Origin of the sequence: Pontibacter kalidii (assembly GCF_026278245.1) — a bacterium.
Lineage (GTDB): Bacteria > Bacteroidota > Bacteroidia > Cytophagales > Hymenobacteraceae > Pontibacter > Pontibacter kalidii.
In genome coordinates this window covers 1,909,746-1,929,574 of record NZ_CP111079.1, presented here as the reverse complement: position 1 = coordinate 1,929,574, position 19,829 = coordinate 1,909,746, and the positions used below count along the sequence as shown (strand labels likewise).

General features: G+C 51.4%; 19 protein-coding genes and 1 pseudogene. 5 read left to right on the top strand and 15 right to left on the bottom strand.

Going from position 1 to position 19,829, the window contains the following annotated elements; translation table 11 throughout:
* Nucleotides 1-2: 2 nt before the first annotated feature.
* The 11 genes and pseudogenes from OH144_RS08240 to OH144_RS08195 all read right to left on the bottom strand — a co-directional run bounded on the left by OH144_RS08240 (nucleotide 3) and on the right by OH144_RS08195 (nucleotide 12,022).
* Complete coding sequence (locus OH144_RS08240; protein WP_266205820.1) at nucleotides 3-1,145, bottom strand: gliding motility-associated C-terminal domain-containing protein; 1,143 nt, start codon at nucleotides 1,143-1,145, stop codon at nucleotides 3-5.
* Nucleotides 1,146-1,241: 96 nt separating this feature from the next.
* Nucleotides 1,242-1,790: pseudogene (locus OH144_RS21625) on the bottom strand (LamG domain-containing protein); the annotation flags it as partial.
* 46 nt (nucleotides 1,791-1,836) lie between these two features.
* On the bottom strand, nucleotides 1,837-3,114 hold the full coding sequence (locus OH144_RS08235) for a hypothetical protein (RefSeq protein WP_266205819.1): 1,278 nt from the start codon (nucleotides 3,112-3,114) through the stop codon (nucleotides 1,837-1,839).
* Between the two features lie 3 nt (nucleotides 3,115-3,117).
* Complete coding sequence (pseI, locus tag OH144_RS08230) at nucleotides 3,118-4,161, bottom strand: pseudaminic acid synthase (RefSeq protein ID WP_266205818.1); 1,044 nt, start codon at nucleotides 4,159-4,161, stop codon at nucleotides 3,118-3,120.
* 8 nt (nucleotides 4,162-4,169) lie between these two features.
* Complete coding sequence (pseG, locus tag OH144_RS08225) at nucleotides 4,170-5,651, bottom strand: UDP-2,4-diacetamido-2,4,6-trideoxy-beta-L-altropyranose hydrolase (protein ID WP_266205817.1); 1,482 nt, start codon at nucleotides 5,649-5,651, stop codon at nucleotides 4,170-4,172.
* Complete coding sequence (locus OH144_RS08220) at nucleotides 5,648-6,469, bottom strand: glycosyltransferase family protein (RefSeq protein WP_266205816.1); 822 nt, start codon at nucleotides 6,467-6,469, stop codon at nucleotides 5,648-5,650. Before OH144_RS08220 ends, pseG begins: the two co-directional genes overlap by 4 nt.
* Entirely contained in the window at nucleotides 6,463-7,251 is a 789-nt protein-coding gene (locus OH144_RS08215) for an SDR family NAD(P)-dependent oxidoreductase (protein WP_266205815.1), read from the bottom strand. The genes OH144_RS08220 and OH144_RS08215 overlap by 7 nt, the downstream gene beginning before the upstream one ends.
* Nucleotides 7,248-8,102: an aldo/keto reductase gene (locus tag OH144_RS08210; protein ID WP_266205814.1), complete on the bottom strand. Its 855-nt coding sequence runs from the start codon at nucleotides 8,100-8,102 to the stop codon at nucleotides 7,248-7,250. Before OH144_RS08210 ends, OH144_RS08215 begins: the two co-directional genes overlap by 4 nt.
* A 26-nt stretch (nucleotides 8,103-8,128) precedes the next feature.
* The gene (gene pseC, locus OH144_RS08205) at nucleotides 8,129-9,334 is read right to left on the bottom strand and encodes a UDP-4-amino-4,6-dideoxy-N-acetyl-beta-L-altrosamine transaminase (protein WP_266205813.1); all 1,206 of its coding nucleotides are present in this window, start codon (nucleotides 9,332-9,334) and stop codon (nucleotides 8,129-8,131) included.
* Nucleotides 9,335-9,400: 66 nt separating this feature from the next.
* Nucleotides 9,401-10,420, bottom strand: coding sequence for a UDP-N-acetylglucosamine 4,6-dehydratase (inverting) (gene pseB / locus OH144_RS08200; RefSeq protein WP_266205812.1), 1,020 nt, complete (start codon nucleotides 10,418-10,420; stop codon nucleotides 9,401-9,403).
* 276 nt (nucleotides 10,421-10,696) lie between these two features.
* Nucleotides 10,697-12,022, bottom strand: coding sequence for a glycosyltransferase family 4 protein (locus tag OH144_RS08195; protein ID WP_266205811.1), 1,326 nt, complete (start codon nucleotides 12,020-12,022; stop codon nucleotides 10,697-10,699).
* Between the two features lie 191 nt (nucleotides 12,023-12,213).
* Here OH144_RS08195 and ffh point away from each other — a divergent pair, with 191 nt between their 5' ends.
* The gene (ffh, locus tag OH144_RS08190) at nucleotides 12,214-13,551 is read left to right on the top strand and encodes a signal recognition particle protein (RefSeq protein WP_266205810.1); all 1,338 of its coding nucleotides are present in this window, start codon (nucleotides 12,214-12,216) and stop codon (nucleotides 13,549-13,551) included.
* Between the two features lie 226 nt (nucleotides 13,552-13,777).
* Here ffh and OH144_RS08185 read toward each other — a convergent pair whose 3' ends face one another.
* Complete coding sequence (locus OH144_RS08185) at nucleotides 13,778-14,263, bottom strand: nucleoside deaminase (RefSeq protein ID WP_266205809.1); 486 nt, start codon at nucleotides 14,261-14,263, stop codon at nucleotides 13,778-13,780.
* A gap of 141 nt (nucleotides 14,264-14,404) precedes the next feature.
* On the opposite strand from OH144_RS08185, the gene OH144_RS08180 reads away from it, so the two are divergent.
* Nucleotides 14,405-14,788 carry a hypothetical protein gene (locus OH144_RS08180; RefSeq protein WP_266205808.1) on the top strand — a complete coding sequence of 128 codons (384 nt, stop codon included), beginning with the start codon at nucleotides 14,405-14,407 and terminating at the stop codon, nucleotides 14,786-14,788.
* 331 nt (nucleotides 14,789-15,119) lie between these two features.
* A complete protein-coding gene (locus OH144_RS08175; RefSeq protein WP_266205807.1) occupies nucleotides 15,120-15,716 on the top strand; it encodes a hypothetical protein in 597 nt (198 codons plus the stop codon).
* Nucleotides 15,717-15,724: 8 nt separating this feature from the next.
* Here OH144_RS08175 and OH144_RS08170 read toward each other — a convergent pair whose 3' ends face one another.
* Entirely contained in the window at nucleotides 15,725-16,318 is a 594-nt protein-coding gene (locus OH144_RS08170) for a DUF429 domain-containing protein (protein ID WP_266205806.1), read from the bottom strand.
* Between the two features lie 250 nt (nucleotides 16,319-16,568).
* Entirely contained in the window at nucleotides 16,569-17,102 is a 534-nt protein-coding gene (locus OH144_RS08165) for a DinB family protein (RefSeq protein WP_266205805.1), read from the bottom strand.
* 232 nt (nucleotides 17,103-17,334) lie between these two features.
* Between OH144_RS08165 and OH144_RS08160 the strand changes: the two genes are divergently transcribed.
* Both OH144_RS08160 and OH144_RS08155 read left to right on the top strand, forming a co-directional pair.
* Nucleotides 17,335-18,045 carry a class I SAM-dependent methyltransferase gene (locus OH144_RS08160; protein ID WP_266205804.1) on the top strand — a complete coding sequence of 237 codons (711 nt, stop codon included), beginning with the start codon at nucleotides 17,335-17,337 and terminating at the stop codon, nucleotides 18,043-18,045.
* Between the two features lie 81 nt (nucleotides 18,046-18,126).
* Complete coding sequence (locus tag OH144_RS08155; RefSeq protein ID WP_266205803.1) at nucleotides 18,127-19,035, top strand: YihY/virulence factor BrkB family protein; 909 nt, start codon at nucleotides 18,127-18,129, stop codon at nucleotides 19,033-19,035.
* A 193-nt stretch (nucleotides 19,036-19,228) separates the two neighbouring features.
* Here OH144_RS08155 and OH144_RS08150 read toward each other — a convergent pair whose 3' ends face one another.
* On the bottom strand, nucleotides 19,229-19,735 hold the full coding sequence (locus tag OH144_RS08150; protein ID WP_266205802.1) for a hypothetical protein: 507 nt from the start codon (nucleotides 19,733-19,735) through the stop codon (nucleotides 19,229-19,231).
* Nucleotides 19,736-19,829 lie beyond the last annotated feature (94 nt).

Here is a 19,829-nt window from a genome sequence, read left to right as displayed (position 1 = left end):
GGTTATTTTATGACTTCGAGCCAGCCTTTGTACACTTTTTGGGTGCGGCTGCTGGTTAACTGGTAATAATATACACCAGTCGGTACTTCGGCAGCCGACCAGCTGTTGTCATAACGGTCGGATTGGTAAACAGATTTTCCCCAGCGGTTAAAAATTTTCAACTCCAGTGTATTCCCCACCACGCCGTTTACGACAAAGGAATCATTTTTCCCATCGCCATTTGGCGTGATGATGTTGGGGATGATGGGGCATTCATCGCTGGAAACGACAATATCTTTCACATAGGCACAGTTCTCTCGCGTAATAGTAACCGTGTAGATGCCTGGTGCGCTAACTCTTATACTTGGTGTTTCCTGCCCGTTGCTCCAGCTGTAGGTGGCGCCTTCTGTGGTGGCGTCCAACTGCACGGGTTCACGATCACAGACAAACGCCTCGCCTGGAAGCAGGATGCCAGGTTCTTCTTCAAACGTAACCGTTAGCTCATCTCTTGAAGTACAGCCGTCGGGGATGGTTACCTCTGCCCAGTAGGTGCCGCTTTTTGTGACCGTAAGCTCCGGAGTCTTGTCTCCGGTGCTCCACACGATCTGCCCATGATCAGGGTTTGTAACGCTGAGGGTTGCTGTAGATCCGGCACATACGCTGCCGGGGCCGCTGATGGAGATGGGGGAGGCGGTAACAGGGGTTAAGGCAAACTCTCCGTAGTTAGCGGATGAGGTATAAAGCAAAAGAGGAGACGCTACCGTGTCAGCTACCTGGCTCCAGGTGCCTGCGGTGTTGTCCTGACGGCGGAACAGAACGCCGCCGCAAACTGAGCCAGCCTGCCTGAAGTGTACTTTATACTTCTGCTCCGCCGCGCCTACTTTAAACAGGCCATAGTACTCCTTTACTTGCTCAGGGGAGTTGATGCCGCTGGTTGAGGTAGGAGGTGATTGGATCGTATACAAATGGAAACCCTGTACTGCCGGGTCAACACCTGCGACAGAGAAATTAGCCTTGTCGGTAACCAGCCCCAGAGACGAATCCCATTTTTTGGGGTACCGGTAAACACTTTTGTCGCCTATCGGGGCACCGGAGGTTTTCCAGGAAGCCGAGATACTTTGGTTTTGTATCGCTCCATCTAATCGAAGGCTGCTGATGTCTTTCACAGTTCTCGTGCCTGTATCATCAAAGTTGAAATAGGCTACCAGATCAGAAGGGGGCTCTGGCAACTTGGAGCACATATTTTGCCTTATTTCCTCTTCAGACAGTGCCTTTTTCCAAACCCTTACCTCGTCTATTTGCCCTATGTAGTATTCATTATCAACAAGAAAGTATTTACCAATGGCAAAGGGGGCATTGTTCACGAGACTAGTATTGGCATACTCCGTCTTAAGTGAGCTTTGGAGGATACCATCTACATAAATAAGCCAGTTTTTGCCATCGCATACTCCGGCAAGATGGTGCCATTGCCCATCATTCACATTTACGGCAGAGTAACCGGAGTTTCTATATATACCGGAGTTGTCTCGTCCTGCAAATGCTGCTTTACCTTCTTTTATAATCAGATGATACCCCCGCTCAGCTCCATACCTGTCGTACTTTCCTGCCACCCACTGGTATTTATACGCAGTGGTTTTGACCCAAGCTTCTACCGTAACCTGGTTAGTAACGCCCCTGTTTGAGGTACTACTAAGTACATAGCCATCGTAGCCATCAAGACTAAGCGAATTGCCTGGCCCTTGGGCTTTTGCATTGTTAATAATTAGCAGGATTAGAAGGAAAGAGAGGAGAAATGGTAATAGTTTGTTCATAGGCATTTCAGAGCGGCAGGTATATAAATTATTCTAAAGCAATATATTAATGTTTAAGAAAATCGGCAATATAATTTACAGCCAGTGTAGCGCTAAGCCCATCGTAAGTTGTTCCGACAGTCGCGTTATAGTACCTCGCTCTATCACACACCTCAGGTTTAACAAGCAAGTACTGTTGCAGCATCTGAATCAGTTCTTCAGGACCTTCCACCGTTTCTATCAGGCCGTGCTGCACAAAACCGTAATAATCTTCCAACTTGTGCTTCGGGTTGAAGTCGTAAAAAATAGACCATACATTCAGCAGCACCGCCTCCAGGTGGATGCCGGAGTTACCGCTGATCTGCACATCTATCTGGCGCAGATAATCAAACGTGGGGATGGTGCGGCTGTCGGAGAGGCTGATGCTGGAACTTATACTTGTTAATCTACTGAAATTGCGCTTGTCGCGTGGGTGGGGGCGTAGGATGATGCTGAGTTGCGGAAGCTTTTTGGCTAAGGCTTTTACCAATTTCTCCACCTCCGTCACGTCATCCATCAAATTACAGCCAATTCCAATGCGTTCTATACTTTGGTTGTGGTTGCGGTATGGTACAAAAGCATCCGCTTTGGGCATGCCTACCAACGCAACACGCCCTGCTATGGGGCCGCAAAGTTGATACTTATCCAGTGCATCCTGCCCCTCCAGCAGGTTCAAGTCATACTCCAGCGGAGGGAAGATAGGACTTACGCTGGCATGCTGGATATAGACTGTTTTAATGCCCAGCGCTTTCGCTGCTAACAGCATCGCGCGCGCATCGGCGTTGTGATCATTGGCAAATACGATGGCGGCCGGTTTATACTTCTGCAGCTTGGTTAGGTATACTTCGTAAAAGCCGACGGCATCGTAAAGTATATCTGCAAAGCGTTGGGTACGCTGTTTTTTATACTTCAGGAATGTAAAGTAGAGCGGGAGAAACTTTTGATAGTATAAAATTTTGCGGCGTAGCGAAATACGTTCCACCGCCTGGTTATACGTGCCAATGTTCTTGCTCTGGCCCGCCACGAAAACCGTATCCGGCAAACCATCCTTCAGGAAGTGTAAGCTGTCGTAATTGTTCTGGCTGACCACGTAGAGCCATACTTTGCCGTGTAACTTTTCCGGGCGCTCTACCTTTTTAAAAAGATTCCCGATCAAGCGCACCAACGTAAAGCCTGCCATTTTAAGCAGGCGCTTTACGGGTGAGGTAGGGGAAACGGCTGCCTTGGCACTTTCTGGAAGCTTATAAAAACCTTCCGAGAAGTGCAGGTGAAGAATATTACTGTAGATGGCGTACCACTTATCCATGGGCTACACCATGTCCCAGGTAAGGGGCGTGCCGGCTTTGATGGCTACAGCGGCAGGCTTGCCCAGCAGTTCCTCGTAATGCTTGGGTGCCAGGCCTAGGCCCGGCCGTATCACCCGGATGTTCTCTTTGGTAAGTGCCTCACCAGCAGTGATGTCTTTGGCTGCATACACCGATCGCTTGAACAGGCGGCTTTTTTCTTCTGCGCGCTGCACGCCATACTGTACATGCCCCAGGGCCTGCCACGCCCTTTCGGACTCCATCACCAGCGCTTGCAGTTCCTGTGGCTCCAGCGAGAAAGCAGCATCTACGCCACCATCCGCTCTTAACAAGGTAAAGTGTTTTTCGATAACCGTTGCGCCCAACGCTACGGCAGCCACAGCCGCTCCCACACCCATCGTATGGTCCGATAGCCCCACCTGCACGTTAAACAATGCACGCATGTGCGGAATAGTAGCCAGGTTCGTGTTTGCCGGAGTAGAAGGGTAGGTACTGGTGCATTTCAAAAGTATAAACTGCTCGCAGCCCGCCTCCCGCAATACGCGTACAGCCTCGTCCAACTCGGTCAGCGTGGCGGCGCCTGTGCTCATGATCACCGGTTTGCCTGTAGCGGCTACTTTACGCAAAAGCGGATGGTCCGTGTTTTCAAAAGAAGCGATCTTGTACACTGGTGCCCCCAGTTCTTCCAGGAAATCCACAGCCGACTCATCAAAAGGAGAGGAGAAGGCGATCAGGCCATGTTGTTTGGCTCGCTCAAAAATTGGTTGGTGCCATTCCCAGGGCGTATAGGCTTCTTGGTAGAGGTCGTAGAGCTCACGTCCTTTCCAGAGGGAATTTTCATCTTCAATGGTAAAGGCACCTGGCAGCGTCATGGTGTCGGCGGTATAGGTTTGCAGTTTGATAGCGTCGGCACCGGCCTCAGCGGCGGCATCCACAATAGCCAGCGCCCGCTCCAGCGAGTGGTTGTGGTTACCCGACATCTCTGCAATGATAAATGGCCTATGTGTTGGACCAACCAAACGGCCCGCAATGGTTATATCCTGAATCATGTTTATACTTACTTTATTCGTTGAGGGCGCAACACAAACCGATGCGCTTGCGGAAACTGTGGATCGGGTGTGCCATAGCTGAAACCAGCTTTCTCGAAGGCCCTGACCGAAGCCGTATTCTCTTTTTGTACCAATCCCTCCACCAGTTCTAGCCCGGGGTTTTGTTGAAGCAACGCTACCACGCCTTTCTGCAGGATCACGTGCCCAAGCCCTTTCCCCCTAAAATTGGAGCCAATCAAATAACTGATGACCGCTTTGCCGTCTTGCAGCTCGAACCGTATGTGGGCCGCTGGCAGGCCTGCAGCTTCTGCAATATAAAGCATCGCTCGCTTATCTTCCAGCTTTGTGTGCAGCCAGCGGGTGTGGCTCTCTAAAAGTATAGGATTCGGGTTGAAGGAGTGCCGGCGCACCGCAGGGTCGTTGGCCCAGTCGAAGAGCAGCAGCAGGTCGTCGGCAGTGGCTTCGCGCATGGATATGCTTGCCGCCAATGCCAAGTTACGGAACACTTCCCGTAGCCTTTCTCCGGATTTTCCATCAAAATGCTGGCGCTGGGTTGCAACTAATTGCTCAAATGCACTAGAAAACTCATTATTTATACTTTGGGGCAATTGCTCATACTTTTGTGCCAGGACGTTTCGGGTCAGGAAAGTATAAAGCCCTTGTTGGTTATCCGCTGTCTGAAGTATAAACAGCAACCCGCCCACCGAAGCATACTCGTACGCTACGCCGCTGGCAGAAGTGACCGCTACACTACAACGCTGCATCAGCCGGCACATCTCCTCCGCACTGAGGTTTTGGTGCAGGCGATACGTTGGATTCTGCTCCAGCCATGTCTGCAGCTCTTGTAGATGTTGGTAGGCGCTGCCTACTATTATCTCCACCTTTTTTATTCCTTGGATGCGCTTCAGTTCCCTGGCAATTCGCAGCGTATGGTTATGCAGGTCGGCACCACCCAGGTTCAGGAACACGCACACTTCCCCGGTAGGGAATGTCCTTTCTTGTGTGGCTGCTTGCAGAAAATCAGGCCTTAGCAGCGCATACTTGGGCCCCAGTAAAAGTTTGGTGTAAGGTGCCGTTTTATACTTTGCCGACTCTACGCCACCGGCCTGGTTGAGGACGGCATCAGCCACAAAAGTATAACGGTGGATGTCGTCGATGCAGAAAAGCTGGCAGCCTTTGCGCTTTATACTTTGCTGATAGGCTGTATAAAAGTCGTAGCCGTCCAGCACCACCAGCACGTTATCGGCAATATAGGCATCCAACTCATGTATAAATCTTTCTTCGCTGTGGTTGCAGACAGGAAGTATGATGAGGCCATCGCAGGTTTGCCTGATCTGCTCCTGCAGTTCGGGGCTAGGCGCCTGGATGGCAAACACGCATTCAAAGTCATGGCGCAGCATTTCGGCCAGTGCCAGCGAGCGCACTACGTGGCCCAGCCCAATCTGGCTGTTGCCGTCGGCACGGAAAATGATGCGGGTTCTGGAATTCACTTTAATACCTCCTGTAGTTTCTGCAGCACACGGTTGTAGCCGCCTTCTTGTAATGTTTTAGCAGCGCTTGAAAACTCATCGGCTTCGGTGGCAAAGGCCTGTCGCTGCTGGTTTTGTGTATTAACGTTCGTCAGCCAGTCATGTTCCTGCAACAGTTCTTCTATATCAGTGAAGTTAAATAGCTTATTTTGATCGTAAAGCCTGTCGTAAAGCAAGTTGGCCAGCGCGTAATCAGATGGATAATCAACGGTTAGCCGCAGCGCACTTAGTGCAGAAGTATAGGTGACCCTTTGCGTTTTAAAACCCTGCTCTCTGCGGATGTATGGTGTTACATGTTCGCGGTCTGCCTCCTCGGTTGCCATTCTGGCTGCACGTTCTAAAGCTGAAAAAGATACAACCTCTATATTAGTACCAAGCGGAAGCCCTTCGGTTAAAGTATAATCTACATCGGCATCCACGTGTTTAGCAACAGCCTCGTCTAGGGTTTCCGGCATGATGAATGGATTATCGCCAGTTAGCCTTACTACTACATCTAGTTTATACTTTTGGGCTGCTGTATAGAATCTTGTCAGCACGTCATCTTCCGAGCCTCTGAAGCAATTTATCTGGCTTTTCTGGCAGAAAGTATAGATGGCATTATCGGTTGTATTTTCGGTAGTGGCTACAAGGACGGTAGCTATGCTTTGGGCTGCTTTTGCGCGCGCTGCCACATGCCATAACAAGGTAGGACCATTGTTGAATGGTAGTGGCAGGAATGCTTTATTCGGCAAACGTTCCGAACCTAATCGAGCCTGTATGATGGCGCCAACGGTTACCATGCCGTCCAGCCTCCATCTATTACCATATTTTGGCCAGTCATGAAAGCAGAAGCTTCTGATGCAAGATATACAAAGGCACCTTTCAGATCATCTGGCTGGCCGATTCTACCAAGCGGGTTCTTTTTCTTAAGCTGTGCTACAAATGCCTCATTCTGCTGCACCATCTCGTTTGGAAACGGGCCAGGAGTAACCGCATTGACTCGAATGCCGGATTTGCCTAAGTAGCAGGCAAAATATCGGGTAAGTTGTAAAACGCCAGCCTTCGCAGCTCCGTAATGGGGTGGGTTCAGTGAGGCAGGGCTTTCTTCGTAAATACTAAAGTCGGGGGAAACCATACCGTACATAGAAGAAACATTGATGATACTGCCACCATTTTTTTTAAGGTGGGGGATAACCTCCCGAATGCAACGGTGCACACTATTCAGATTACCGTCTATACCAAAAGCCCATTCCTCATCGGTTAGAGCCTCAGGATTTTGTCCTTTGGAGTAAAAAGCATTGTTAACAAGCACATCCAGTCTTCCTTCTTTTGCCTCTATGGCTGCAAATGCATCCTTTATACTTTGAGTATCGGCAACATCGCATTCCTGGAACCAGACAGGGGTAGAGGGGGCAGGCTGAAAAGCCTCTTTGAATTTCTCGTCGCTCCGGCCCAGAACGTATACTATTGCGCCGGCCTCTGCCAACCCCTCTGAAACGGCTGTGCCAAGGTAGCCATAACCGCCTGTTACCAAAGCTACTTTACCAGAAAGGTTAAATAAGGTGCTCACGTTTGTGCTCATGCTTTTGCCCACTTATAGGGTAAGATAATATCTTCATCTGTCTGCTCAAACTTCTGAAGCTCGCTGTACAGTTCTTCTTTTAGTTGCGAAGCATAAAATGCAATGTTCTCCTCCAGCGTTTGCAGGCTCTCCACACCCACAACGATGTTAGTAATATACTTGTGCCGGAGGACAAATCCCATTAGCATAGCACCAAGAGGCAGTTTATACTTTGCAGCTAGATGTTGCAACTCCTTTACCTTAGGAGCGACTTTCTGGAGATGCTGCGGTATACTTTCCTGTTGCATAAAATATAAGCCCTGCAGATAGATAGAGCGTACGTGCGTTTCAATTCCTTTGCGGCGCAGCTTAGGGAGTATGGTGTTAAAGCGTTGATCAAACACACTGTAGGGCAACTGTACAATGTCTATCGCTGCGTGATGCTGCAAAAGAGCTTCGGCCTCCTTTGGATGGTACACTGAGACGCCAATTTTTTCTACCCTACCCTTAGCCTTTAGATCCAGAAGCTTATCCAGCAGTGTAGGGTTGTTCTGGTAGCTACTGAAACTATGCAGCAGGTAGGCGTATAATTTTTTTGTTTCCAGCCTTTTCAGCGACTCCTCAAATGCCTGATTTATACTTTTTTCTGGTGTGTTAGGAGGATACTTCGTGATGATGTTGAAGTCACTTCTACCTTGCAATGATTTGCCTATACTTTCCTCACTATTGCCATAGGCTGCAGCAGTATCGAGAGTGCAGATACCTGCTTCGGCAGCCTTAGAAAGTATATACGCTACTTCGGTTTGAGTTATTTTGCCACGCGTGTTACTGATGCCGTAATCAAGGCCAAACTGCGCGGTGCCTAAAATCAATTTCCGGAGGTTTTCTGCCTTTGTCACTACCCCACAAACTCTTTAACCTTCTCAATCACGTATTCCTGCTCCTCCTGCGTGAGGCTTGGGTACATAGGCAGGCTCAGGCAACTGGCGTAATAACCTTCTGCCTCCGGGTAATCCCCTTTTTGGTAGCCCAGGTTGCGGTAGTAGGGCATGGTATGGGCCGGGATGTAATGTACCTGCGCGAAAATGTTGTGCTGGCGCAGGTAATCGTAGAGGCCTTTGCGGTCTGCGACCTGAATCACGTATAAATGGTAGGCGTGGCCGGTGTTTCCATCGGCATCAAGTGCCTCGGGACTGGTGCCCAGTATTTTTATTCCATCTATGCCTGAGAAAGCGTTGTCGTAAACTTTGGCAATGCCCTTGCGACGGGCAAGGCCAGCCTCGGCGCGATGCAGCTGCGAGATGCCCAAAGCGCAGAGCATATCCGGGATGCGGTAATTGTAGCCCAGTTCCTGCATCTCCATGTACCAGCCGCCATGGTTCTCCTCCATCAGGTTCGGGTCGCGGGTGATGCCGTGTGTGCGCAGTTTGAGCAGTTCCTGGTACAGCTCTTCGTTGTTGGTGGTGACCATGCCGCCCTCGCCGGTGGCAATATGTTTCACCGGGTGGAAAGAGAAGATGGCCAGATCAGCATACGTTCCGTTACCGCACAATTGCTTCCGGCCTTTGCTGTCGGTAAAATAGCCGCCGGGCGCGTGGCAGGCATCTTCTATGATCCAGAGGCCAAATTCGTCAGCCAACTGGCGGTACTCCTCCAGGTTAACGGGGTTTCCTGCAAAATCAACAGGGATGATGCCGTTATAGTAGCCTTTGGGTTTGCTCTCCAGCAATTGACGTACTTTGTTGATGTCCAGCAGGGCAGTAGCTGGGTCTACATCTGCAAACGCCACGGTGCCGCCGCAGTAGCGCACGCAGTTGGCAGAGGCCACGAACGTGATGGGCGTGGTAATCACGCTTGACTCCTCATTCACGCCCAGGGCCATGGTGCACAGGTGCAGGGCGGCCGTACCGTTGGAGCAGGCCACCGCATACTTGGCGCCCACATATGCTGCAAAAGCCTGCTCGAATGCCAGTACCTTTGGTCCCTGCGTCAGGAAGTCGGACTGCAGGGTCTCCACTACCGCCTCAATGTCGTCCTCGGTGATATGCTGACGGCCGTAGGGGATGGTGCGCGTAGGCTGTTTTGTATGGTTTGCTTCTGACAAGAGTTAGAAAGTTAGAAGGTTAGAAAGTTGAAAAGTCACACATTCACTCAGTCAATCATTCAAAACTTATACATTAAAATCAGGGTCTACGTGCTGACGGATTTGCTCGCGCAGCTCATCCACCGTCAACCACTCGGTGTTGGTGCCGGAGTTATACTTAAAGCCCAGTTCGGTCATCTTGCCGTTGTGGGCCTTCAGGAACTCCTCGGTGCTCCAGATAGGGGTAGACGGAAGTATAACGTAGTACTTGTCCAGTTCCACCGTGTTCAGGGAGTCGGTTTCGGTGATCATCTCTTCGTGCAGTTTCTCTCCCGGACGGATGCCCACGACCTCCTGCTTACAGTCCGGGCCGATGGCCTCGGCCACGTCGGTGATGCGGTAAGACGGGATCTTGGGTACGAAGATCTCGCCTCCCCAATGTTTATCCAGGGCATGGAACACCATCTCAACGCCTTCCTCCAGAGAGATGTTGAAGCGGGTCATGTCCGGGTGGGTGATGGGCAATACACCGTCGGCACGCTTCTTCAGGAAGAAAGGCACCACAGAGCCCCTGGAGCCGATCACGTTGCCGTAACGAACCACCGAAAACCGAATGTCGCGCTTGCCGCGCATGTTATTGGCAGCCACAAATAGTTTATCTGAGCACAGCTTGGTAGCTCCGTATAGGTTGATCGGGGCCGCCGCCTTGTCTGTAGAGAGCGCCACCACGTCTTTCACACCACAGTCCAGGGCGGCGTTTATCACGTTCTCGGCACCCAGTACGTTGGTTTTGATGCACTCCATCGGGTTATACTCGGCGGCCGGCACCTGCTTGAGGGCAGCGGCGTGTACGATGATGTCTATGCCCTCACAGGCACGTTTAAAGCGCTCGCCATCGCGCACATCGCCAATAAAATAACGGACAGAGTTATACTTGCTGTGAGGGAAAACCTGAGACATTTCGAACTGTTTCAGCTCATCGCGGGAGTAAATCACCACTCTTCTCACATTCGGGAAGCGGGCATATACCATCTCCACAAACTTCTTTCCGAACGAGCCCGTGCCGCCCGTAACCAATATAGCCTTGTTGTTAAGGTCTAATGCCATCCTACGTTTTTTGCTTTATACTTTAGGTGCAAAATGGTCACCCAATCTTGCTGCAAGATACTTATTTTAACCGTAGGGTGCACAGGTAGGGGTATCCGGAATTATACTAAAGCGAAAGGCGTCCGCAGGGTGAGCCGTTTTCTTTAGTCAACTTTACACTTGGCAGCGTTCTGCCTGACCCGGCGAAAAGTATAACAAGTATAAAATATTCATACTTAACTCTCCCTAACTCAAAGGGGAAGTGGGAGTGCGCCAGACACGACAGGTTATGACAGATTACTTCTTCACCAGTTTTTTAATCACCTTCGCCAGTTCCTCTGTGAGCGACTCGCGGGAAAAGCGGGAGTGGTTGATGTAGGGCAGGTCCAGGTTCGGGTTGATCTTCCAGGCCTTGCTCCACTGGTTCATGTGGTCCAGCATCAGGTCGTAGGCGGTGTAGTGGAACAGGCGGCCGGCACCGCACTCATCTATGATGCGGTCCATGTCGGAGTGCACCGGACCCAGGGCAATGATAGGCTTGTTGGAGGCCAGGTACTCGAACAGCTTGCCTGGAACGTTGGCGTAAACGTTCTCCACGTCGGCGATGGCCAGGAACAGCACGGTGCTCTCCATCATATACTTGATGGCCTCCTGGTGCGGTACGTAAGGGATAAACTCCGTGATGCCCAGCACCCCGGCTTTCTCAATGCGTTTTTTGATGCCCTCCGACACTTTGCCCACGAAGCGCAGCTTGTAGTTGATCTCGCTGTGTACCGTCAGCATATGGGCCAGTACCTTCAGGAACACATCAATATTATACTGCTCGGTGATGGTGCCCGTGTAAGTAATGACGAACTCGTTCTTGGGCGGTTTGCTCTGGTATACGAAATCGGCCCCGTCGTAACCGTTCGGGATGACGTGGATTTTGCGCCCGTCTATACTTGCGGGCTTGTTCAGGAAAAGGCGCTTGGTGTCCTCGCTCGTTACGATAATGGCGTCGGCCTGCTCCAGCACTTGCCGCTCATATTTTTCGTCGAGGCGTTTGGCAAGGGGCGTGTGGTAAAGCTGGTCGTAATAGTGGATGTTGGTCCAGGGGTCGCGCAGGTCGGCTATCCAGGGCAGGTTATACTTCTGCTTGAGCTTCAGGCCAATCAGCTGCGTGGAGTGCGGTGGACTGGTGGTAACTATGGCTTTATACTTGCCGCCCTGCAACAATTCGTCTGCCTTGCGTATAGCATGCTTGTTCCAGCCCACGCGGGCGTCGGGTATAAACAGGTTGCCGCGCACGAACTTGAACAGCTTGTCCACGAGCGTGTCTTTTGACTGCTGGTTAGCAAAACCGCTGTAGGGGATCTCCTTCTTACCGGAGAGCTTTTTATAGTACTCGAAAGGTTCTGAGGTGGCGGTGCGGTAAACCTGCAGCCCCTCGGGAACTTCCTGGGAGAAGGTTTCGTCCAGAAGAGGGTAGGAGGCCTGTTTCTCGTCCACCGTGAGCACGGTTGGGCGCACGCCAAACTGAGGCATGTATTTACAAAACTTCAGTCCACGCTGCACACCCGGCCCGCCAGAGGGCGGCCAGTAGTAGGAAATGTAGAGTATATCGGTTTGGTCAGTTTCTTTCAAGGCAATAGGCACTATGCATTCGTTGTCAAATATAGGGAATTAATCATTCTGATAATGGCTTTACGCGCCCGAAAGGCTGCTGTTGTCTTTATACTTTTGATGCAGCACAAACTGCTCGGGCCGAAGCCGTACAATAAAGTAGTAAGTTTTCCTGATAATCCGTATTTTTGTAGGTAAATCCAGAAAAGAACATGTTCGATAATTTAAGTAACAAGTTAGACCGTGCCTTTAAAACGCTGAAAGGCCAGGGAAGCATTACCGAGATCAACGTAGCCGCCACTATCAAAGAGGTGCGCCGTGCCCTGGTAGATGCCGACGTGAACTATAAAGTTGCCAAAACTGTAACCGACAACATCAAGGAGAAAGCCCTTGGCCGTGACGTACTGATCGCGGTGTCGCCGGGCCAGCTGATGGTGAAGATCATGCACGAGGAGCTGACCGAGCTGATGGGCGGCGAGAAGCAGGACATCAACCTGAAAGGCGAACCGGCCATCATCCTCATCTCTGGTTTGCAGGGTTCTGGTAAAACCACCTTCACAGGCAAATTAGCCAATTACATCAAAAAGCAGGGCCGTTCTGTTATGGTGGCTGCCTGCGACGTGTACCGTCCGGCGGCGATTAACCAGCTGCAGGTGCTGGCTGAGCAGGTGGGCGTGGAGGCCTATACCGAGCCGGAGAACAAGAACCCGGTGCAGATTGCCCTGAATGCCGTGGAGCACGCCAGGAAGACGCATAAGAAAGTCGTGATCATCGACACCGCCGGTCGTTTGGCCGTGGACGAGGCGATGATGAAGGAGATAGCCGAGATCAAGAAGGCCATTAAGCCAACCGAGACCCTGTTTGTGGTGGATTCCATGACGGGCCAGGATGCGGTGAACACGGCCAAGACCTTTAATGAGCGTATCAACTTCGACGGCGTGGTGCTCACCAAGCTGGACGGTGACTCGCGTGGTGGTGCCGCACTCTCTATTCGTGCCGTGGTGGAGAAGCCGATCAAATTTATCTCTACCGGTGAGAAGATGGAGGCGCTGGACCTGTTCTATCCGGACCGTATGGCGCAGCGAATCCTGGGCATGGGCGACGTGATCTCCCTGGTGGAGCGTGCGCAGCAGGCTTTCGACGAGGATGAGGCGAAGCGTATCAACCAGAAGATCCGCAAGAACCAGTTCAACTTCGATGACTTCCTCACACAGCTGGAGCAGATCAAGAAAATGGGTGACATCAAAGACCTGGTAGGTATGATACCGGGCGTTGGGAAGGCCCTGAAGGATGTGGAGATCGATGAGAACGCCTTCAAGCCGATCGAGGCCATCATCAAGTCCATGACGCCGCAGGAGCGTGAGAACCCGGATATCATCAGCGGCAGCCGCCGTGCCCGTATCGCCAAAGGCAGCGGCACCGACGTGACGCAGGTGAACAACCTGATGAAGCAGTTCAACGACATGCGCAAGATGATGCGCTCGATGAACAAGATGTCCGGTAAGCGCGGCGGCCTCGGTAACCTGGCTAACATGATGAAGCAGCGCTAGTCGTTAGACAAAGGACTGTTTGACAAAAGACAAATGAGCTATCCGGCTTAAAAGCTGGGATTATAAAAAAACTGCTGGCTATACCTTAAAAAGTATGGCCAGCAGTTTTTTTATACTCTTAAAGTGAGTTTAGCATCTTTTTTTAGACTCTACTCCAAACTATAAAGTATACCTTAACTCTCTAACTCTCTAACTCTCTAACTCTCTAACTCTCTAACTCTCTAACTCAGTAAGGCTGCTTGTCCGCCTTCTGCTCCCAGGCCTCAAAAGCCTTCCGGGCCTCCTCCGGTAACAGCTGCACCATGGGGATGCGCCGTTGCTCCACAGGCTTCTCCAACTCCTCGTAAATAAAAGAATCGTCGAAACCGATGCGAGCCGCCTCCTCGTGCCGGTTGCCATAGTATACTTTGCTCAGCCTGGCCCAGTAGATGGCGCCGATACACATAGGGCAGGGCTGGGAGCTGGCGTAGATCTCGCAGTCGGAGAGGTCGTGAGTGCCCAGGGTTTGGGTTGCTGCCCGGATGGCCTCTACCTCGGCGTGTGCTGTGGGGTCGTGGGTGTGCAGTACCTTGTTGTAGCCGCGGGCCACAATTGTGCCATTGCGTACGATCACCGCCCCGAAAGGCCCGCCGTAGCCTTCCTTCATTTTCTCTATCGAAAGGCTGATCGCCTCCCGCATAAACTCCTCGTGTCTTACTTGTTTGTTTTCCATTTTTTCTTGCAGCGCTTGCACGCAAAAACTTCGTTTTGCGTAAGTTATACTTGTACAGACCAAAGTCCCTGATCTATGTTTTCAACACTGATTTTGTACCTCACTCTTACTGTAAACCCAGCGTTAAAGTTCGGCCCTGTTTTGCCGCCAGTCCTGGTGCAGCAGGAAGATACAGTTGCCATGCTTTCCAAAACCTGGGTGTTGCGCGAGCAGTTTTATGCACACAAAGGCGAGCTGGAGCCAGTGCATCCGCAGGAGGAAATCGAACTGACCTTTCGCGCGAATGGCACCTATACATTAAGCCGGCATTTTGGGGTGGCGGACGCAGGAAGTATAGAGGAGGGGCGTTGGGAGTACAGGGCTCCCGACAGGTACATCAGTATGCAGACAAGACAGGTGGATGGCCGGTCCCTTCTGAGCACCATGTTACCGCGCTGGGAGGTGCAGGAACTGGCCGATGAGAAGCTGGTGCTGCGGTTCATGGCGATGAGCGGCCAATACCTGGTGCTGGAGGCCAAAAAGTAAATAGCTTATACTTCACTTGTGCGGTATTAATGCATACTCGAAGTATAAGCTATTGCAGTCAGTCACCCCTAGGGGTTATACTTATGGGTGAAGAATCAAATGTAAAAATTATCCTCTGCGTTTATTTTTTATGATTTCTCGCTTCTGTTCTTTTCTACGCACGCTAGGAAGCAGGGTTGTAATCCTTTTAAGTTCTGAAAACCAACAAGTAGTCCGGAAACAATTGGAAGGTAAAGTTTAATAAGGAAGATGTTCTATATTGACTTTTAATATCTTATATGGCAAATCTTGCGTAATAAAGCGAATGAAACCATCAAACCAGCGATATAATATGAAGAGGACTTTTCGAATCTTAACGACCATACTTTTTACGATAAGTTTAGTGGCCAGCTCCTGTTCCGCTACCAGAGAGCAGCAGGTAGAAGACGATCTGGCGGATTTTAGGGCTTGGGTGAGCAATGCCACCTCTAATGTGGCCGAACGCACGGAGGAAGACTGGAAACGTGCCCGTGAAGACTTTAAAACCCGCACCGAGGAGCTGGACCGTAAGCAGGATAACTTTTCCGCTGAGCTGAGGCAGGACTACCAAAGCCTGAAGCAAGAGTTTCGGAACGCTGATGAGGAGTACCAGCGTCATGTAACGGGAGAGGACCTGGCGGAGTGGGAACAGCGGTTGCTGGGGCAGTGGGCCGACCTGGACAGCCTAAACGAAACGAATGTGCGGGAGGTATATATTGCCCTCCTGGAAAACGTAAGGGCGCAGAAAGATAGCTGGGACAATGAGGATTGGGAAATGGCCGAGCGGGTGCTCGAAAAACTTAATGAGCGCAAAGACGATATCAATGGTAATATCCCAACCGATACAGAGGTGAAGATAAAGGCCCTGCAGATGGAGTTCCGCACCCTCGAGACAGCCGCCGATATGTAGAAACCGCTCTATACGATAATGCGTCCCTCTCTTGCATCCCCATAAAGTATAGATTCTCCTGTATTATGTCTGTAGCCTGAGGTCCAGGCAAGTATGGCGTCCAGTTGATGCCAGTTATGGGGAGGCTGCTGTAACTTATACTTCAGCAGGCCCTGCAGCATTTCCGCATAGGCCGGAAGGGCGGCGGGGTCTTTTTTATAGCCCTGCAGCTGCGGGAGCAACAGCCTTACCGCCTCCGCCGGGTAGGTCTCCAGCATGGCAATCCCGCTTGCGGCGAGTTGTGTTCTGAGCCTGATTGCCCGGGCCGTAAGACCGCCAAGAAACATCGGCGACATGGCCTGCACGTCGCGGTCGGCCTGCCGGTAAAAAAAATCGGAGTCGGGCGCATATGCCTCCATGCTGTAGACTTTCGGGAGCGTGAGCGGCGCATCTATGTACACTACCCCTGGCTTCAGCCGGACAACCAGGTCCTGCAGCCATACATCGGCATCTTTCCCCTTATCGCTCTGCCATACGTGCAGCTCGCCCTGCTGCACCATCGCCGCAGTGGTAGTGCCGGCTAGTTTGGAGCCATAGTCTACCCCCAGATGGTTGTCCTCCATACTTAAACTTCATTAATCTGCTGCAGTACCAGGCTTTATACTTTTGGGGGAGGATGGGGGTTATACTTTATTTGGAAGAGAGGACCGGAAGAAGGAGATAATGGACAGTGGGGGTGGGGTAAACGCAAAATCGGGATGTTTTCACACCTTCCCAAGCCTTAAGTTCTGTTGAAACATTTACTGCTTTGGATTGACTGTTACTTTACACGTAACGCTGTACTGTATTGATATATAATAAAATATACAGAGTCTATTTTACGAGGAGCTCCTTCTGAGCCTGCATGATGCGCTTGTGATGGATGAAGTGGTCTTGCAGAAAGGAGAGGGTTTGGCCGATGGTGAGGTAGCCCGTAATTGGGTGTTTGAATATACCTTTCTCCAGCAGCTGTTGGGGGAAGGCTGTCAATTCATCCTCCAGCTCAAAGCGGGCCTGATCCCACTGTTGGCGCAGCTCCGGCAGGTGGCAGGCTTCAGGGACCGAGGCCACGATAGCGGGTGCTTTAAACTTGCGGCCCGAGTAAAGTGCCAGTTTCAACATCAGCGCCTTCGCCTCCTGTGCCAGGCTAATATCCTGCAGTTCCTCCTGTCGCTGCAGCTTGTAGCGTATATTGTCCAGGGCGCGCTCTTCCACCAATACCAGGTGCGCCACATGCTGGTTAATGCTCCACTTCCCGGGGGCAGGGGCTGTGTTCAGCTGATTGCCGTCCAGGCCGGCCAGCTCGTCCAGCAGGCGGTTCCTCGATTCTTCCAGGCGCAGGTATTGGGATTCCAGTTTCGGATTCATAAGCAGGTTCTGGCTGAATGCATTTGCTAAAAAGGGCACTTCGTTCAAAAACAGAGGTTAAAGCTACAGAAGTTCAGCTTATATGCAATATATAGATGCCTTGATTTTGCTTAAACCCCTGATGCTGTGCCCTATGTATACGCCGGTTTATAAATTATCATACGATAAGTATAAAACCTGTTTGTCCGGCGGCTGATTGTTCCGAAATTGCATCCCAGAACCATACACACACATGAAAAACGACCCGATAGGCACTGCTGTGCTGGATTATATGGCTGGCGCCGAAGACGCTGAAGTTATCGTAGAGAGCAGCCTGACGGAAGATGATGCGATTCCGGTCTACTACCTGTTCCGGAAGGAGGAGGAGATGCCGGAGATGGAACTGCAGGCTCTGGACGGCTGCCGCGGATCCGTGCTGGACGTGGGCGCGGGTGCCGGGTGCCATGCCCTGGCACTGCAGCAGCGAGGGATAGAGGTAACGGCGCTGGATGTGTCGGCAGGGGCCGTGGAGGCTATGCAACGGCAGGGGGTAAAGCAGGTGCTGCAAAAGGATGTTTTTAAACTGAAGGGCGCGAGGTATGATACCCTGCTGATGTTGATGAACGGCATTGGCATAGCGGGCACACTGGCAGGGCTGGAGCGGTTTCTGGAACACGCCAAGACGCTGCTCCACCCGGGCGGCCAGATCCTGCTGGAGTCGGCAGACATCCTGTATATGTATGAGGAGGAGGACGGTTCGGTGATGCTGGACCTGAATGCCGGCTATTACGGCGAGGTGAAGTACAATATGAAGTATAAAGACCAGGAAAGCGGCTGGTTCAACTGGCTCTTTATCGATGCCTCCATCCTGGAAGATTACGCACAGCAGCATGGATATACTTGCGAGGTGCTGCTGCAGGGCGAAGCGGGGAATTACCTGGCCCGGCTGGTGCTGGAAGAGTAGCAGCAGGGTATCGTAGTTTCGTAAGTGCCGTACATAGGAGCTGTATACCTCTTAAGCAACAGGTAAAAAGCTTTTAGGCACATGAATGACAAGTTAAAACTGGGCTGGACCCTTACCAAGCGTACGTTTAAGAAATTCAGTGAAGACAGGCCGCTCGACTGGGCTGCCATCATTGGGTTTTATACCATATTCTCACTACCCGCCGTACTGATCATCACGCTGCGCATTGCAGGAGCCGTGTTTGGCGATGAGGCGGTGCAGGGCGAGCTTTCCAGGCAAATTGGCGGCATTATAGGCCAGGGCGGGGCAAAGCAGGTACAGAACATCATCGAGAACGCTGACCGCTCTGCCTCCACCACCATCGGCACCATCGTGGGTGTTTCCACGATGATATTTTCTGCCACCACGGTTTTCGTAGCCCTTCAGGACTCCCTGAACGCCATGTGGGAGGTGAAGGCGAAGGCAGAGTTGGGGTGGTTTAAGCTGGTGGTGGACAGGGTGCTGTCGCTGGCGATGGTGGTGAGCCTGGGCTTTCTGCTGCTGGTTTCGCTGTCTATCGATGTGGTGATGGGGCTGATCAATGAGTTTCTGCGGCAGGAGCTATCCGGAATAGCCGTTTACCTGATCACGGTGGGCAACGTGGTTGTTTCCATACTAATCAGTATCATCATCTTCGCAGCGGTCTTTAAGGTGCTCCCGGATGCCAAGATCCGCTGGCCCAATGTATGGGTGGGCGCCACGGTGACGGCTATACTTTTCGTGCTCGGTAAATTCGTCCTCAACATCTACTTCCAGCACGACCCGCTCGCTGACACCTACGGTGCCGCCGGCTCGCTTGTCCTCATTCTGGTGTGGGTATACTATACTTCCGTGATCTTTTTGTTAGGGGCCGAGTTTACCCAGGTTTATTCCGAAGCGCACGACCGCGGTATCCGACCACAGGACAATGCCGTGAAAGTGGAAGTGAAGGAAGTGGAGAGGAAGGAGTGAGGCCGGCAAACAGAGTGTCCGGATTGTTCGGCAGGACAAGTAAAAGCTGGGCTGAAGTATAACAGAAAGTATAAAGTAGACAGAAAATACAAAACAGACAGGCTGCCGTTACGCGAGCAGAGCTTCCTGTAAAAAACAGCCCCGATACATCCATTGTACCGGGGCTATTTTATAAGAAGCAATATTCCGTTCCTTACTTCACAAATCTCAGTTCAGCATTCACGGGTTTGCCGCCGGTAAAGGCTTGGATTAGCCTTGGGTCTACCCCAATGATGTCGCCCAACAGGTTCAGGTTATCGACGCCGATGGTGGTGGTTAGGTCCATGTTGTCCATCGTCAGGCGCTTGATATCCATTTCGCCGAGGTTCTCCAGCGTTACTTTTGTTTCATCGCTGTTGAACTCCCAGTTGCCCTCATAGGTGTGGTCCTGGCCGTCAGCCCGGAAAGTGGCGGTATACGTGTTATCTTCCCGAACCGTGAGGCGGAGCGTCTGAAACGTAGTGGCGTTTTCACCCACGCCCGGGATCAGGGCTACGTCGATGCTGTTGAGCAATACCTTATCGCCTTTCCACTCGCCCGATGTAATCAGTTCTGTGTTGGTGGGTTCCGGCTGGGCGTCATCGTCGTCATCGTCGCAGGAGACGAGCAGGTTCAGGGACAGTAAAAGTGCTGCGTAGAGTATAAAGTTTTTAGAGCGCATAGTGTAAACTTGTTAGGTCATATATGAAGCAAGTAATACATCATATAGCGCAGGAAGCAGCAAATGGTTAGGCTAAATCAAGTATAAATTTTCG

Coding starts and splice junctions, on each gene's coding strand:
- OH144_RS08185 (WP_266205809.1), bottom strand. CDS start 14,263: ATGGAAAACAAACAAGTAAGACACGAGGAGTTTATGCGGGAGGCGATC.
- OH144_RS08150 (WP_266205802.1), bottom strand. CDS start 19,735: ATGCGCTCTAAAAACTTTATACTCTACGCAGCACTTTTACTGTCCCTG.
- OH144_RS08160 (WP_266205804.1), top strand. CDS start 17,335: ATGAAAAACGACCCGATAGGCACTGCTGTGCTGGATTATATGGCTGGC.
- OH144_RS08215 (WP_266205815.1), bottom strand. CDS start 7,251: ATGAGCACAAACGTGAGCACCTTATTTAACCTTTCTGGTAAAGTAGCT.
- OH144_RS08220 (WP_266205816.1), bottom strand. CDS start 6,469: ATGGTAACCGTTGGCGCCATCATACAGGCTCGATTAGGTTCGGAACGT.
- OH144_RS08175 (WP_266205807.1), top strand. CDS start 15,120: ATGAAGAGGACTTTTCGAATCTTAACGACCATACTTTTTACGATAAGT.
- OH144_RS08170 (WP_266205806.1), bottom strand. CDS start 16,318: ATGGAGGACAACCATCTGGGGGTAGACTATGGCTCCAAACTAGCCGGC.
- OH144_RS08155 (WP_266205803.1), top strand. CDS start 18,127: ATGAATGACAAGTTAAAACTGGGCTGGACCCTTACCAAGCGTACGTTT.
- OH144_RS08165 (WP_266205805.1), bottom strand. CDS start 17,102: ATGAATCCGAAACTGGAATCCCAATACCTGCGCCTGGAAGAATCGAGG.
- OH144_RS08235 (WP_266205819.1), bottom strand. CDS start 3,114: ATGGATAAGTGGTACGCCATCTACAGTAATATTCTTCACCTGCACTTC.
- pseI (WP_266205818.1), bottom strand. CDS start 4,161: ATGATTCAGGATATAACCATTGCGGGCCGTTTGGTTGGTCCAACACAT.
- pseB (WP_266205812.1), bottom strand. CDS start 10,420: ATGGCATTAGACCTTAACAACAAGGCTATATTGGTTACGGGCGGCACG.
- ffh (WP_266205810.1), top strand. CDS start 12,214: ATGTTCGATAATTTAAGTAACAAGTTAGACCGTGCCTTTAAAACGCTG.